The following is a 14,705-nucleotide window of genomic DNA, read 5'->3' on the forward strand; positions in this document are numbered from 1 at the left end:
CCGGAACGGGCGGCGCGCGGTCGCGTGTGCGGCACCCGGGCATCACGGATGCCCGGCGGTGCGCCGACGGTGGTGGAATCCGTCCCATCCTAGCCCAGCGCCGCCCGGCCTCCCGGCCCGCAGGGGCTAGCATCGACAGCGGGCCGGGACGCACCGGGCGCCTGCCGGGCCCGCAGGGAGGAACCATGGCGGCAGCGGCCGGCGCACGGCACGGCGCGGCGGACGGCGGCGGGCCCACCGGCACGGGCCGCGACGCCGACGTTCCGGGCAGCGCGGTGCAGAACCCCTGGGCCGAGCGGCGCAGCATGGTCCTGGACGGGCACAAGGTGCGCTACTGGTTCTACGACGTCGACCGGGCCCCCAAGCCGCTGCTCGTGCTGGTCCACGGCTTCCGCGGCGACCACCACGGCCTGCAGCTGGTCGCCGACCGGCTCCGCGAGCGCTACCACGTGGTCGTCCCCGATCTGCCCGGCTTCGGCCGCTCCGAGCCCTTCCCCGACCGGCCCCACGACATCGCCGGGTACGCGGAGTTCCTGCGCGGCTTCGTGGAGACCCTCACCGACGGCGCGGTGCACGACGGCGCCCCGCACGGGGTCGCCGTGCTGGGCCACTCCTTCGGCTCGGTGGTCGCCGCGCACTTCGCCGCCGCGCACCCGGCGATGGTCGAGCGGCTGGTGCTCGTCAACCCGATCTGCGAACCCGCGCTGGAGGGCGAGCAGGCGCTGCTGAGCCGCCTGACGGTGGGCTACTACCGGCTGGGCCGGGCTCTGCCCCGGCGGCTGGGCCGGCGGCTGCTCTCCAGCTGGCTCGTCACGGACGCGATGAGCGGGGTGATGACCAAGTCGCAGGACCCCCGGGTGCGCGGCTACGTGCGCCACCAGCACCGCGCCTACTTCTCGTCCTTCGCGGACCGGGACGTGCTGCTGGAGGCCTACGAGGCCTCCGTCTCGCACACCGTCGCGGAGGTCGCGATGCAGCTGAGCATGCCGACCCTGCTGGTCGTGGGCGCCCAGGACGAGCTGGGCTCGCTCGCCGCGCAGCGGACCATGGCCTCCTGGATCCCCCGGCACCGCCTCGAGGTCCTCGACGGCGTGGGCCACCTCATCCACTACGAGGCCCCCGGGCGCACCGCCGAGCTCGTCCACGACTTCCTCTCCTCCCCCGCCCCCGAGCCGGTCCCCGGCCCGCCCCCCGGACCGGACGGCGGGCCGCCCGCGCTGCACGCGCAGGCGCCCCCCGTCGACGCCCCCGCCCCCGACACCGCCCCGTTCACCGGTCTGCAGCGCATCGTGCGCCGCGGGCACCGGGCCCGCCGGGACCAGCAGGCAGGACGCCGCCGGTGAGACTGCTCCTGGACGCCCGCTACACCCGTCTCGACCGCCACGACGGGATCAGCCGCTACGGGGCGAGCCTGGCCGAGGCCGTGGCCGGTCTCGCCGGCGCGACCCCAGGGCTGGACGTGGCCCTGCTCGTCAGCGACCCCCGCCAGCTCGCCCTGCTGCCGGGGCTCCCCCACGTCACCGGGCCCTCCCCCGTGTCGGCCGCCGAGGCCGCCACGGCGCTGGTGCTCAACCGGTACGCGCCCGACGTCGTGTTCTCCCCCATGCAGACCATGGGCTCCGCGGGCCGCCGGCACGGGCTGATCCTCACCCTGCACGACCTCATCTACTACGACCACCCCCAGCCGCCCGGGGACCTGCCCGCCGCCGTGCGCGCGGGCTGGCGGCTCTACCACCGGGCCTGGTGGCCCCAGCGGGTCCTGCTGGACCGCGCCGACGCCGTGGTGACCGTCTCGGACACCACCCGCGAGCTCATCGCCGCCCACCGGCTCACCCGCCGCCCCGTGCACGTGGTGCCCAACGCCCCCCAGCCCGGGTCCGTGCTCCCCACCGGGCAGGCCCTGGCACGGCTGCCCCGGCGCGGCCGGAAGCTGCTCTACATGGGCTCCTTCCTGCCGTACAAGAACGTGGAGACCCTGCTGCGCGCGGCCGGCCGGCTCCCGGACCACGAGCTGCACCTGCTCTCCCGGATCTCCCCGGCCCGCCGCGCCCAGCTGGAGGCCCTCGTCCCGGACGGGGCGCGGGTCGTCTTCCACGACGGGGTGGACGAGACCGAGTACGCCGCCCTGCTCGCCGAAGCGGCCGCCCTGGTGCACGCGTCCCGGGCCGAGGGCTACGGGCTGCCGCTCGTGGAGGCGCTCGCGGCGGGCACGCCCGTGGTGTGCAGCGATCTGCCGATCTTCCGGGAGGTCGCCGGGGGCGCCGCCGGCTACGCCGCGCCCGACGACGACGCCGGGTTCGCCGCCGCCGTGCGCGCCCTCGAGGACCCGGACCGGGCCCGCGCCCGGGTGCTGGCCGGGCTCGAGCGGGCCCGGGCCTACTCGTGGGATGACTCCGCGCGCGAGCTGCTGGCGGTCGCCCGCGGCGTCCACGAGTCCCGCATCCGGCGCCGCCGCGCCTAGGGCACCGACCAGGTGTGCACCGGCTCGTTCTCGTCCATGTGCTCGGCGTAGGCCTCCAGCATCCGGCGCAGGGCGGTGGGCCGGTCCGCGCCGTGGCGCTCGAAGTGTTCGACCGCCCGGGTCTGCCACACCGCGCCGTTGACCCCCGAGACGCACCGGCCCTCGATGATCCCCAGGTAGCGCTCGCGCACCTCCGGAGCCACCCCCCACTCCTCGAGGCCCTGGTGGGCCAGCGGGAGGAGGTGGCGCAGGACGAGCTCGTCGGCGCTGACCTCCCCGTAGCCGGGCCAGTACAGCCGGGCGTCGATGCCGTCCCGGGCGGCGCGGGTGAAGTTCTCGGCGCAGGCCGGGAAGCTCATCCGGGTCCACACCGGCCGCTCCTGCCGGGCCAGCACGCGCGCGGCCCCGTAGTAGAACGCGGCGTTGGCCATCACGTCGGTGATCGTCGGGCCCGCGGGCAGCACCCGGTTCTCCACCCGCAGGTGCGGCCGGCCGCCCACGACGTCGTAGATCGGCCGGTTCCAGCGGTAGACCGTCCCGTTGTGCAGCCGCAGCTCCGAGAGGTCCGGGGCGATCCCGGCCCGCAGCTTCGCGGCCGGGTCCTCCTCGGAGCTCTCGGCCAGCAGCGCCGGGAACCAGCGGACGTTCTCCTCGAACAGGTCGAAGATCGAGGTGATCCACCGCTCGCCGAAGAACACCCGGGGACGCACCCCCTGGTTCTTCAGCTCCACCGGGCGGGTGTCCGTGGCCTGGGTGAAGAGCGCGATCCGGGTCTCGGCGTGCAGCCGCCGGCCGTAGAAGAACGGGCTGTTCGCGCCGAGGGCGATCTGCGGGGCGGACAGCGCCTGGGCGGCGTTCCAGTGCGCCGCGAACTGGGCGGGGGCGACCTGCAGGTGCAGCTGGACGCTGGTGCACGCCGACTCGGGGGCGATCGAGTCGCACCAGGTGTCGACCCGCTCGCCGGTGGGCCCCTCGATCTCGAGGCGGATGTCCTCCCCGCGCGCCACGAAGATGGAGTCGTTGAGCGCCGTGTAGCGGTTGTTGTCGCTGATCCACTCCTGCTCGTAGTGCTCGGGGCGCAGGGTGGGCAGGATGCCGATCGTCACGATCCGTGAGCCGACCCCGCGGGCCGCGGCGTCCGCGGCGTTGAGCGAGGCGCGCAGGTCCTCCTCGAGCTCGAGGGCGGCCCGTCCGGGCAGCGGGCGGGGAGGCACGTTGAGCTCGATGTTGTACCGCGCCAGCTCGGTCTGGTACCCGGGGTCGGCGATCGCGGCGAGCACCTCGTCGTTGTGGAAGTGCGGGTCGAAGCTCCCGTCGACGAGGTTGAGCTCGATCTCCAGCCCCGTCATGGGCCGGTCGAACTCGAACGAGGCGCGGGCGAGCATCTGCTCGAACACGTCGAGGTCCGCACGGACCTTCTCCCGGTAGCGCTGGCGCTGCTCGCGCGTGTAGCTGCGGGAACTGACCTCTTCGCCCACGGTGGCCTCCGACTCCCGGCCGCGGCGCGGCCCCAGGACACCAACCAACCACACCGCGGCCCGTGCGCCAACACCCGGGCGCACCCGCCGCTGCGCCGACCACGGGTGCGCCTGGGCCGGCGCGGTCCTCAGAGCAGGTCGGTGACGTCGCAGCGCACGTGCACCGGGGCGTGCTTGCGCAGCGCGGAGGCCTTCGACCGGGCGGCCCGCAGCCGGCGGGTGACCTCCCCGGCCACGCCGTAGCCGAAGAACAGCAGCGCCCGGTGCGGGGCCGGCTCCCCCTCAGGCCCGGGCTCGTGGTCCTCCAGGGGGGCGGGCCCGATGACCCGCACGGCGGGCGGCAGCTCGAGGTCGGCCAGGAACGCCGCGACCGCCGCGGCCGGGCCCGTCACGGCCGCCGAGCGCACGGCCGGGGGCAGGCCCAGGGACTGGCGCTCCACCAGCTCGCGCTCGGCGTACCCGGCCGGGTCCCACCGCACGAGCGCGCCCACGGCGGCCTCGTGCTCCGCGGTGACCACCACGATCCCGCCGTCCCGGGCGCGGCGCACCAGCGCGGCGGCGTTGAACCACCGGCGCAGCGTCTGCTCCGCGGCGCGCAGGGCGGGGCGCATCAGCATCCGGTTGCCGTCCAGCAGCAGGGCGGCCGCGTAGCCGCCCTCCGCGACCGGCTCGGCGCCCGGGGTGGCCACGACGAGAGCGGGCGTGCCGGGGACGTCCGCGCGCACCGCGTCGCCCGAGGACGCCACGACGGGCACCTTCGGGAACGCCCGCCCCAGCTCCTCGGCGGTGCGCAGCGCCCCGACGGTGACCAGGCGCATCCGGGGGGACCCGCAGGCGGCGCAGGACCAGGCGTGCGCCGAGCGGCCGCACCAGCCGCACCGGGGCACCCCGCGCCGGGACACGACCCCGAGAGGCCCGTCGCAGGCGGTGCAGCGGGCGGGCTCCCGGCAGCGCTCGCACGCCAGGTGCGGGGCGTAGCCGGCGCGGGCGACCTGGACCAGGACGGGGCCCCGCTCGAGGGCCTCGCGGGCCGCCCGGTAGGCCGTCTCGGGCAGCCGGGCCCGGGAGGCCAGCGGGTCCCGGGCGGCGTGGAAGGAGTCGGCGGTGGAGACGATCCGCGGGGCGTGGACGCGCAGCACGTCCCGCGCGGGAGCGATCCGGCGGGCCCACCCGGAGACGACGAGGCGCTGGGCCTCGGGGCTGACCGCGTGACCGGCGAACAGCGCCGCGCACCCGCTGCGCCCGGCGCGCAGCAGCAGCACGTCCCGGACGTGCTGGTAGGGGGCGCGCTGCTCCACGAGGTTCTCGTCGCCGTCGTCGAAGCACGCCACGAGGCCGAGGTCGTCCACGGGGGCGTACGCGGCGGAGCGGGTGCCGAGGACCACCCGCACCTGCCCGGTGGCCGCGGCCAGGAACGCCCGGTAGCGGGGCGTGGGCCCGTCCTCGGCGTGCAGGCGCACCAGGTGCTCCCCGCCGATCTCGTCCGCGACCGAGCGCTCGAGCCGCGCCAGCGCCTTCTGGTCCGCGACGACGGCGACCGCCCCGCGCCCGGCCCGCCACGCCGCGCCGATCGCGGCGGCCAGGACGTCCGTCCAGTCGTGGGCGGGATGGGCGGGGAGCACCTCGACGACGGCCCGCGGGGAGGCCCCCGCCGCCAGCTCCGCCAGGAACTGCGCACCGCCGGCGTAGTCCGCCAGCGCGGCGTCGTGGGAGGGACCCGGGGCGTGCGGGGACAGCCCGGTCGAGTGGCCGGGCACCTCGGCCAGCCGCTGCTCGACCTCCTTCTCCACGCGGGCGACGCGGGGCGGGACGGCCACCCGGACGACGTCCGCGGCCGTGCCGGCCGAGCGGGCGGCGACGTCCTCGGCCAGCCGCGCGATCTCCGGGACGAGCACGGGCAGCGGGGACAGCACCCGGCGCAGGGGCTGGATCCGGTGCATGACCTCGGACTCGCCCGTGCGCTCGAGCACGAAGCCCGTCAGCTCCTGCCCGCCGAAGCCGACCTTGACGCGGGCGCCCGGCACCGCCGCCCCGGCCAGCTCGGCCGGCACGAGGTAGTCGAACGGGCGGTCCAGGTGCGGGACGTGGGTGTCCAGCAGCACCCGGGCCACGGGGTCGTGCTCGGCCGGCAGCACCGCGCCCACGCCCTTCGCGTCCTCGCGCGGGGGCCGGGGCGGGAAGCCCGAGAGGAGCGACAGCTGCCGCGGGCCCTCCGCGGCGTCCCCGGCGCCCTCCGGGTCCACGGTCAGACCCCGGCGGCCGACCGCAGGTCCGCGACGCGGTCGGTGCGCTCCCAGGTGAACTCGGGCTCGGAGCGGCCGAAGTGCCCGTGCGCGGCGGTGCGCGCGTAGATGGGGCGCTTGAGGTCCAGGTCCTCGATGATGGCCAGCGGCCGCAGGTCGAAGACCTCACGGATGGCGTGCTCGATCCGGGTGGGGGCGACCTTCTCGGTGCCGAAGGTCTCGACGTAGAGCCCGACGGGGGCGGCGCGCCCGATCGCGTACGCGACCTGGACCTCCACGCGGTCGGCGAGGCCGGCCGCCACCACGTTCTTGGCCACCCAGCGCATCGCGTAGGCGGCGGAGCGGTCCACCTTCGAGGGGTCCTTGCCGGAGAAGGCGCCCCCGCCGTGGCGGGCCATGCCGCCGTAGGTGTCCACGATGATCTTGCGGCCGGTCAGACCGGCGTCCCCCACGGGCCCGCCGCGCACGAAGTTGCCGGCCGGGTTGATGATCACCTGGGTGCCGGAGAGGTCCAGCCCGGACTCCTCGAGCACGGGGCTGATCACGCTGCGGCGCAGGTCGGAGGCGAGCTGGTCGAGGTCGTAGCCCTCGACGTGCTGGGCGGAGACCACCACGGTGTCCACGGCCACGGGGCGGTCGCCGTCGTAGCCGAGGGTGACCTGGGTCTTGCCGTCGGGGCGCAGACCCGGCAGCACGGCGGTCTTGCGCACGCGGGTGAGCTGCTCGGAGAGGCGGTGGGCGATGTGGATCGGCGCCGGCATCAGCACCTCGGTCTCGTTGGAGGCGTAGCCGAACATGATGCCCTGGTCCCCGGCGCCCTGGGCGTCGCGGGCGTCGCGGGCGGTGCCCTCGCGGACCTCGAGGGACTGGAACACGCCCTCGTAGATCTCCGGGGACTGCTCCCCGACGCTGATGGACACCCCGCAGAACTCGCCGTCGAAGCCGTGCACCGAGGAGTTGTAGCCGATGTCGAGCAGCGTCTTGCGCACCACGTTGGGGATCTCCACGTAGCCGCGGGTCTTCACCTCGCCGGCGACGTGCACCAGCCCGGTGGTCACCATGGTCTCGACCGCCACGGAGGACTCGGGGTCCTGGCGCAGGAGGTCGTCCAGGATGGAGTCGCTGATCTGGTCGCAGATCTTGTCGGGGTGTCCCTCCGTGACGGACTCGGAGGTGAACAGTCTCAGGTGCTGGGTCGTCTCGCTCACGGGAGACCACACTACCGGGCGCCCCGGACGGCGCAGCGCCGCACCGGTCGGCGCCGCCGGCCCGGGCGGGTCAGGCTCCGGCGCGGACGCCGGCCAGTTCCTGGGCGATCCGCGCCACGAGCCCGCGGGCCACGTCCGTCTTGGAGCCCTCGAGCACCTGCTCGGGGGCCCCGGCCGCGCTGAGCACGGTCAGGGTGGTGGTGTCCTGGCCGAAGACGAGGTTCTCGCCCACGTGGTTGACGGCCAGCAGGTTGCAGCCCTTGCGCACGAGCTTCCGGCGCCCGAACGTCAGGGGGTCGGTCTCGGCGTCCCCGGTCTCGGCGGCGAAGCCGACGAGGAGCTGGCGGCGCCGGGCGGTGTTGCGCAGGTCCACGAGCTCCTTGAGGATGTCGGGGTTGCGCACCAGCTCGAGCACGGGGTTGGACCCGTCCTCGGCCTTCTTCAGCTTGGCGTCGGCGATCCGGGCCGGGCGGTAGTCGGCCACCGCGGCGGCCATCACCACGACGTCGGCCCGCGCCGCGGCGCGCACGCAGGCGCGGCGCAGCTGCTCGGCGGTGCCGGCGTGCACGACCTCGACGCCGGCGGGCACCGGCGTCTCGAGGTGGGCGGCCACGAGGGTGACCGCGGCACCGGCGTCCCGGGCGGCGGCGGCGAGCGCCACGCCCTGCTTGCCGGAGGAGCGGTTGCCCAGGAAACGAACGGGGTCCAGCGGCTCGCGGGTGCCGCCCGCGCTCACGAGCACCCGCGTGCCGGCCAGCGGGCCGTCGGGGGCGCCGCCGTCCCCGGCCAGGCGAAGCGCGGCGTCGCGGACGACCTCGGGCTCGGGCAGCCGGCCGGGGCCCGAGTCGGGGCCGGTGAGCCGGCCGTCGGCGGGCTCCAGGACGGTGTGCCCGTGGGCGCGCAGCTGCGCGACGTTGGCCTGCACGGCCGGGTTGAGCCACATCTCGGTGTGCATCGCCGGGGCGAACAGCACCGGGGCGCGCGTGGCGAGCAGCGTGGTGGTCAGCAGGTCGTCGGCGTGCCCGTGGGCGGCGCGCGCCAGCAGGTCGGCGGTCGCCGGGGCGACGACGACGAGGTCGGCGGCCTGGCCCTGGTGGACGTGGTTGACCTCGTCCACGCGGTCGAAGACGTCCGTGCTGACCCGCTGGCCCGAGAGCGCCTCCCAGGTGGGGGCGCCGACGAAGCGCAGCGCGGCCTCGGTGGGGACGGGCACCACCGTGTGGCCGCTCTCGGTGAACAGGCGCAGGAGCAGCGCCGCCTTGTACGCGGCGATGCCCCCGCCGATGCCGAGGACGATCCTCACGCCGCCGCGCCCCGTCGTCGGGGTGCCGGCCGGCTCACAGGTCCTGGAGGTCCCCGGGCTCGCGCCCCGGCTCCTCCGGAGCGGCGTCCGCCGCGTCGCCGGCGCCGTCGGAGGCGTTGTCGGCGGCGATGGCCGCGCCGCTGCCGGGCAGGTCGCCCAGCGGCTCGGCGGGGCTGTCGTCGCCCGAGGAGAAGTCCACCGAGGTGCCGCCGGAGAAGGCGGCGTCCGCGGAGAAGTCCACGGCGCTCTCCTCGGTGCCCTGGGCGAAGAAGTCGGCGCCGAAGACGTCGGCGGCGAGGTCGGCCTCCGTGGTGAGCTGGCCGTTCTCGGCGAACCCGGCGTGCTCGACCGGGCGACCCTCGATGAGGCCCTCGTCGATCTCGCGGAAGGCGATCGACAGCGGCTTCTCGTTGAGCTGGGTGTCCACGAGGGGACCGACGTACTCGAAGAGGCCCTCGTGCAGCTGCGAGTAGTAGGCATTGATCTGCCGGGCCCGCCGGGCGCCGAAGATCACGAGTCCGTACTTGGAGTCGGACTTCTTCAGCAGGGCGTCGATCGGCGGGTTGATGATGCCTTCGGTGTGGGTAGACAAGCGATTGCTCCAGACGGGGTGGACGGGTCTCAGGATGCCGGCTCGGGGTCGACCCCCATGAGCTGCACGAGTTCGGCGGCGGCGCGCTCGACCCGGTCGTTGATCACGGTGTGGTCGAACTCCGGCTCTGCCGCGAGCTCCAGTTTAGCGGTTTCCAGCCGGACCCGCTGTTCGGCCGCCGTCTCGGTGCCCCGGCCGACGAGCCGGGCGACCATCTCGTCCCAGCTGGGCGGGGCGAGGAACACGAAGTTGGCCTCCGGCATGGTGTTGCGGATTTGGCGGGCGCCCTGCAGGTCGATCTCGAGCAGGACGCTGAGCCCGCGCTCGAGGGCCCGCTCCACGGTGGAGCGCAGCGTGCCGTAGCGGTGCGAGTTGTGCACCACGGCCCACTCCAGCAGCTGCCCGTCGCGGGCCATGGCGTCGAACTCCTCGTCGGAGACGAAGAAGTAGTGGGTGCCGTCGACCTCCCCGGGGCGGGGGTCCCGGGTGGTCGCGGACACGGACAGCCACACCTGCGGGTAGTGGTCCCGGACGTAGGTCGAGACCGTGCCCTTGCCCACGGCCGTGGGTCCGGCGAGCACGGTCAGGGACGGGCGCGCGGCGCGGGGCGCGTCGAGGCTCACGGGCATCCTCCTGGGACTGGGGTGTTTCCCCCAATCTAGCGGATCGCGCCCGGGGCCTCCGCGCCCCGCCCGGCTCAGCGGTCCAGGTGCTCGATGAGCGCCCTGCGCTGGTGCACGCCGAGCCCGCGCAGCCGCCGGGTGCGGGCGATGCCGATCTCGTCCATGATGGCCGCGGAGCGGACCTTGCCGATGCCGGGGGTGGCCTCGAGCAGGTCCGAGACCTTCAGCCGGCTCACGGCCTCGTCCCGGTCCGCGCGGTCGAGGATCTCGGCGACCGTCATGCGGCGCTCGCGCAGCCCCTTCTTCACGTCGGCGCGCGCCGTCCGTGCCCGGGTCGCCTTCTCCCTCGCGGCGGCTCGCTCCTCGTCGGTCAACGGACGCAGTGCCATGTGGTTCCTCCTCGTCGCCACGGACTGCAGCCCCCGTCCCACGAGAGGACGGACAGCCCGTTTGCTAAAGAAACTACATGAAGAACGATGCTTCGCAAGGCGACACGACCGTGGTGTGACCAGGGGTGTCGTCGCCGGGGAGCCGGCGGGAGGAGGCGCGGGACCACCGCGGGGGCTCAGTCCAGGGCTGCCGCCAGCTCCCCTGCCGAGCGCAGGACCGCCTCCCGCAGCGCCGGCACCTCCGGTCCCCGGCGCAGGATCGCCCGGCTCGAGGCCGCGAGCACCTGCCCGGCCGCGGCGCCGAACACGGCCGGGAGCTCCTCGGCGCGGGCGCCCTGCGCGCCGTAGCCGGGGGCGAGCAGCGGCCCGCGCACCGCCGTCAGGTCGATGCCGAGCTCGGTCAGCGCGCTGCCGACCGTGGCGCCCACCACGAGCCCGCAGGAGCCGAGACCGGCCCGGGCGGCCGGCTCTCCCCCGGAACCGCGGAGCCGGTCGTTCTCGGCGGCCGCCGCGGCGCACACGGAGCCGGCGACGGACTCCCGGCCCCCGACGTGCTGGACGGAGCGACCCTCGGGGTTGGAGGTCAGCGCCAGCACGAACGTGCCGCGGCCGGTGCGGGCCGCCAGGTCGAGGGCCGGGCGCAGCGACTCGAAGCCGAGGTAGGGGCTCAGGGTCACGGCGTCCGCCGCGAGCGGGGACCCCTCCCCCAGCCACGCGGCCGCGTAGGCCTCCATCGTGGAGCCGATGTCCCCGCGCTTGGCGTCGGCGACCGTCAGCAGCTCCGCCGAGCGCGCCTGCGCGAGCACCTCCTCGAGCACGGCGAAGCCGGCGGCGCCGTAGGGCTCGAACAGCGCCACCTGGGGCTTGATCGCCGCGGCGTGCCCGGCGGCGGCCTCCAGGACCGTGAGCGCGAACCGGCGCAGGCCCTCGGCGGAGCGGGGCAGGCCCCACGCGTCCAGCAGGCCGGGGTGCGGGTCGATGCCCACGCACAGGGGCCCGTGCTCGTCCATCGCGGCGCCCAGCCGCGCGCCGAAGGGCGCCCGGCCGGGCGCCGGGGTCACGGGGCCGGGCGCCGGGGCGGTGTCCTCAGGCACGCACGGCCTCGGGCTCGCCAGCGCGCAGGAGGACCTCCAGGCGCTGCTCGTGCTCCTGCAGGCTCGTCACGTCCCACGAGTAGGAGCGCAGCGCGGTGACGGCCTGCAGGGCGGCGCCCAGCACGGAGACCGTGGTCATCAGGGGCACGCCCACGCTGGTGGCCGCGGCGCGGATCTCGTAGCCGTCGCCGCGGGCGGCACCGCCGGCCGGGGTGTTGAAGATCAGGTCGATCTCCCCGTCGGCGATGAGGTCCACGATGGTCCGCTCCCCGGGGGCCGTCTCGCGGATCTTGCGGACCACGGTGGACTCGATGCCGTTGCGGCGCAGCACGTCCGCGGTGCCGCCGGTGGCGAGGATCTCGAAGCCGAGGTCGCGGAACATCCGCACGTAGGCGATCGAGGAGCGCTTGTCCTTGTTGGCCACGGACACGAACATCCGCCCGGACGTGGGCAGGGACACGTTCGCCGCCGCCTGCGCCTTGGCGAAGGCGGTGTCGAAGTACTTGTCCAGGCCCATGACCTCGCCGGTGGAGCGCATCTCCGGGCCGAGCAGGGAGTCGACCACCGCCCCCTCGGCGGTGCGGAAGCGCGCGAAGGGCAGGACGGCCTCCTTCACGGCCACGGGGGCCGAGGCGGGCAGCGTGGACCCGTCGATCCGCTGCGGCAGGTGGCCCTGGGCCCGCAGCTGGGCGATGGTGGTGCCGGTGCCGATGAGGGCGGCGGCCTTGGCCAGCTGCACGCCCGTGGCCTTGGAGACGAACGGCACGGTGCGGGAGGCCCGCGGGTTGGCCTCGATGACGTAGAGGATGTCGGAGGCCACGGCGAACTGGATGTTGATGAGCCCGCACACGCCCACGCCGCGGGCGATGGCCAGGGTGGCCTCGCGCACGCGCTCGACCACGTCCGGGCCGAGGGTGATGGACGGCAGGGTGCACGCGGAGTCCCCGGAGTGGATGCCGGCCTCCTCGAGGTGCTCCATCACGCCGCCCACGTAGAGGTCCGTCCCGTCGTAGAGGGCGTCCACGTCGATCTCGATGGCGTCCTCGAGGAACTTGTCGATCAGCGCGGGCCGCGAGGCGGAGACCTCGGTGGCGTTCTGCAGGTAGCGGGCCAGGGCCGGCTCGTCGTAGACGATCTCCATGCCGCGGCCGCCGAGCACGTACGAGGGGCGCACGAGCACCGGGTAGCCGATGTCGTCCGCGATCCGCTTGGCGGCCTCGAAGGTGGACGCCGTGCCGTTCTTCGGCTGGCGCAGCCCGGCCTCGGCGAGCACCCGGGCGAACTCCCCGCGGTCCTCGGCGAGGTCGATGGCCTCCGGGGTGGTGCCGAGGATCGGCACGCCCGCGGCCTTGAGCTGGGCGGCGAGCTTGAGCGGGGTCTGCCCGCCCAGCTGCACGAACACCCCGAGCAGCCCGCCGGTGCGCCGCTCCGTCTCGACGACCTCCATGACGTCCTCGAAGGTCAGCGGTTCGAAGTACAGCCGCGTGGAGACGTCGTAGTCGGTGGAGACGGTCTCCGGGTTGCAGTTGACCATCACGGTCTCGTGCCCGGCCTCGCGCAGCACCATGGAGGCGTGCACGCACGAGTAGTCGAACTCGATGCCCTGCCCGATCCGGTTCGGCCCGGAGCCGAGGATCATGATGGAGGGGCGCTCGTGCCGGCCGACCTCGCTCTCCTCGTCGTAGGAGGAGTAGTGGTACGGGGTGAACGCCTCGAACTCCGCCGCGCACGTGTCGACGGTCTTGAACACGGGACGGATGCCCAGCGCGTGGCGCACGCCGCGGACCACGTCCTCGGCCAGGTGGGCGAGCTCGCCGATCTGGGCGTCGGAGAAGCCGTGCCGCTTGGCCAGGCGCAGGGTGCGCACCGTGAGGTCGGCGTCCTGGCGCACCACGTCCGCGACCTCGTTGAGCAGCACCAGCTGGTCGAGGAACCAGGGGTCGATGCCCGTGGCCTCGTAGAGCCGCTCCACGGACGCGCCGGCCAGCAGGGCCTGCTGGACCTGCTGGATCCGCTCGGTGGTGGGCGTGCGGGTGGCGTCGACGAGCCGCGCCAGGGCGTCGTCGTCGAGCTCGGGGCGCACGAACGAGAAGCTGGAGCCCTTCTGCTCGAGGGAGCGCATGGCCTTCTGCAGCGCCTCGGTGAAGTTGCGCCCGATCGCCATGGCCTCGCCGACCGACTTCATGGTGGTGGTCAGCGTGGGGTCCGCGGCGGGGAACTTCTCGAACGCGAAGCGCGGGATCTTCACGACGACGTAGTCCAGCGTCGGCTCGAAGGACGCGGGGGTCTTGCGGGTGATGTCGTTGGGGATCTCGTCGAGGGTGTAGCCCAGCGACAGCTTCGTGGCGATCTTGGCGATCGGGAAGCCCGTGGCCTTGGAGGCGAGGGCCGAGGAGCGGGAGACGCGCGGGTTCATCTCGATGACGACGACGCGGCCGGTGTCCGGCTCGATCGCGAACTGGATGTTGCACCCACCGGTGTCCACGCCGACCTCGCGGATCACGGCGATCGCGATGTCCCGCAGGTTCTGGTACTCGCGGTCGGTCAGCGTCATGGCCGGGGCCACGGTGATCGAGTCCCCGGTGTGCACGCCCACGGGGTCGAAGTTCTCGATGGAGCACACGACCACGACGTTGTCGTTCTTGTCGCGCATCATCTCCAGCTCGTACTCCTTCCAGCCGAGGATGGACTCCTCGAGGAGCACCTCGGAGGTGGGGCTGTACTGGATGCCGGCGCCGGCGATGCGGTGCAGGTCCTCCTCGTCGTAGGCCAGGCCCGAGCCGAGGCCGCCCATCGTGAAGGACGGGCGGACCACCATGGGGTAGCCCAGCTCCTGGGCGGCGGCCAGGGCCTCGGGCATGGAGTGCACGATGACGGAGCGGGCGGACTCGGCGCCGCAGCGCTCCACCACGCCCTTGAACTTCTCGCGGTCCTCGCCCAGGTTGATGGCCTCGACGTTGGCGCCGATCAGCTCCACCCCGTACTTGTCGAGCACGCCGTTGGCGTCGAGGGCGATCGCCGTGTTGAGCGCCGTCTGCCCGCCCAGGGTGGGCAGCAGGGCGTCGGGCCGCTCCTTGGCGATGATCTTCTCCACCACCTCGGGGGTGATGGGCTCCACGTAGGTCGCGTCGGCGAACTCGGGGTCGGTCATGATGGTCGCCGGGTTGGAGTTCACGAGGATGACCCGCAGGCCCTCCTCCTTGAGCACCCGGAGGGCCTGCGTGCCCGAGTAGTCGAACTCGGCGGCCTGTCCGATGACGATCGGCCCGGAGCCGATGACCAGAACGCTGGTGAGATCTGTCCTGCGCGGCATG

At 74.5% G+C, this 14,705-nt stretch carries 11 protein-coding genes; 2 read left to right on the plus strand and 9 right to left on the minus strand.

The features are described 5' to 3' along the window. Positions 1-185: 185 nt before the first annotated feature. Complete coding sequence (locus E7Z53_RS16070; protein WP_115162680.1) at positions 186-1,343, plus strand: alpha/beta fold hydrolase; 1,158 nt, start codon at positions 186-188, stop codon at positions 1,341-1,343. Beyond that, the gene (locus E7Z53_RS16075) at positions 1,340-2,461 is read left to right on the plus strand and encodes a glycosyltransferase family 4 protein (RefSeq protein WP_176338204.1); all 1,122 of its coding nucleotides are present in this window, start codon (positions 1,340-1,342) and stop codon (positions 2,459-2,461) included. Before E7Z53_RS16070 ends, E7Z53_RS16075 begins: the two co-directional genes overlap by 4 nt. Here E7Z53_RS16075 and E7Z53_RS16080 read toward each other — a convergent pair. The 9 genes from E7Z53_RS16080 to carB form a co-directional block, all read right to left on the minus strand. After that, entirely contained in the window at positions 2,458-3,939 is a 1,482-nt protein-coding gene (locus E7Z53_RS16080; RefSeq protein WP_017832312.1) for a glutamate--cysteine ligase, read from the minus strand. The two genes, E7Z53_RS16075 and E7Z53_RS16080, sit on opposite strands and share 4 nt — an antisense overlap. Positions 3,940-4,067: 128 nt before the next feature. Then, positions 4,068-6,182: a primosomal protein N' gene (locus E7Z53_RS16085; protein WP_176338205.1), complete on the minus strand. Its 2,115-nt coding sequence runs from the start codon at positions 6,180-6,182 to the stop codon at positions 4,068-4,070. Between the two features lie 2 nt (positions 6,183-6,184). Next, positions 6,185-7,390 carry a methionine adenosyltransferase gene (metK, locus tag E7Z53_RS16090; protein ID WP_035928490.1) on the minus strand — a complete coding sequence of 402 codons (1,206 nt, stop codon included), beginning with the start codon at positions 7,388-7,390 and terminating at the stop codon, positions 6,185-6,187. 70 nt (positions 7,391-7,460) lie between these two features. Next, positions 7,461-8,693 (minus strand): bifunctional phosphopantothenoylcysteine decarboxylase/phosphopantothenate--cysteine ligase CoaBC, encoded by a 1,233-nt coding sequence (coaBC, locus tag E7Z53_RS16095; RefSeq protein WP_176338206.1) that lies wholly within the window; start codon positions 8,691-8,693, stop codon positions 7,461-7,463. Between the two features lie 34 nt (positions 8,694-8,727). Beyond that, entirely contained in the window at positions 8,728-9,285 is a 558-nt protein-coding gene (gene rpoZ, locus E7Z53_RS20440) for a DNA-directed RNA polymerase subunit omega (protein WP_017832309.1), read from the minus strand. Positions 9,286-9,314: 29 nt separating this feature from the next. Next, positions 9,315-9,914, minus strand: a complete 600-nt coding sequence (gmk, locus tag E7Z53_RS16105; protein WP_031282390.1) for a guanylate kinase — start codon at positions 9,912-9,914, stop codon at positions 9,315-9,317. Between the two features lie 68 nt (positions 9,915-9,982). Continuing rightward, a complete protein-coding gene (gene mihF, locus E7Z53_RS16110) occupies positions 9,983-10,297 on the minus strand; it encodes an integration host factor, actinobacterial type (protein ID WP_017832307.1) in 315 nt (104 codons plus the stop codon). 176 nt (positions 10,298-10,473) lie between these two features. Further along, the gene (gene pyrF, locus E7Z53_RS16115) at positions 10,474-11,391 is read right to left on the minus strand and encodes an orotidine-5'-phosphate decarboxylase (RefSeq protein ID WP_176338207.1); all 918 of its coding nucleotides are present in this window, start codon (positions 11,389-11,391) and stop codon (positions 10,474-10,476) included. Continuing rightward, positions 11,384-14,704 carry a carbamoyl-phosphate synthase large subunit gene (carB, locus tag E7Z53_RS16120; RefSeq protein ID WP_035928498.1) on the minus strand — a complete coding sequence of 1,107 codons (3,321 nt, stop codon included), beginning with the start codon at positions 14,702-14,704 and terminating at the stop codon, positions 11,384-11,386. The genes pyrF and carB overlap by 8 nt, the downstream gene beginning before the upstream one ends. Position 14,705 lies beyond the last annotated feature (1 nt).

Origin of the sequence: Kocuria salina, assembly GCF_013368965.1 — a bacterium.
Lineage (GTDB): Bacteria > Actinomycetota > Actinomycetes > Actinomycetales > Micrococcaceae > Kocuria > Kocuria rosea.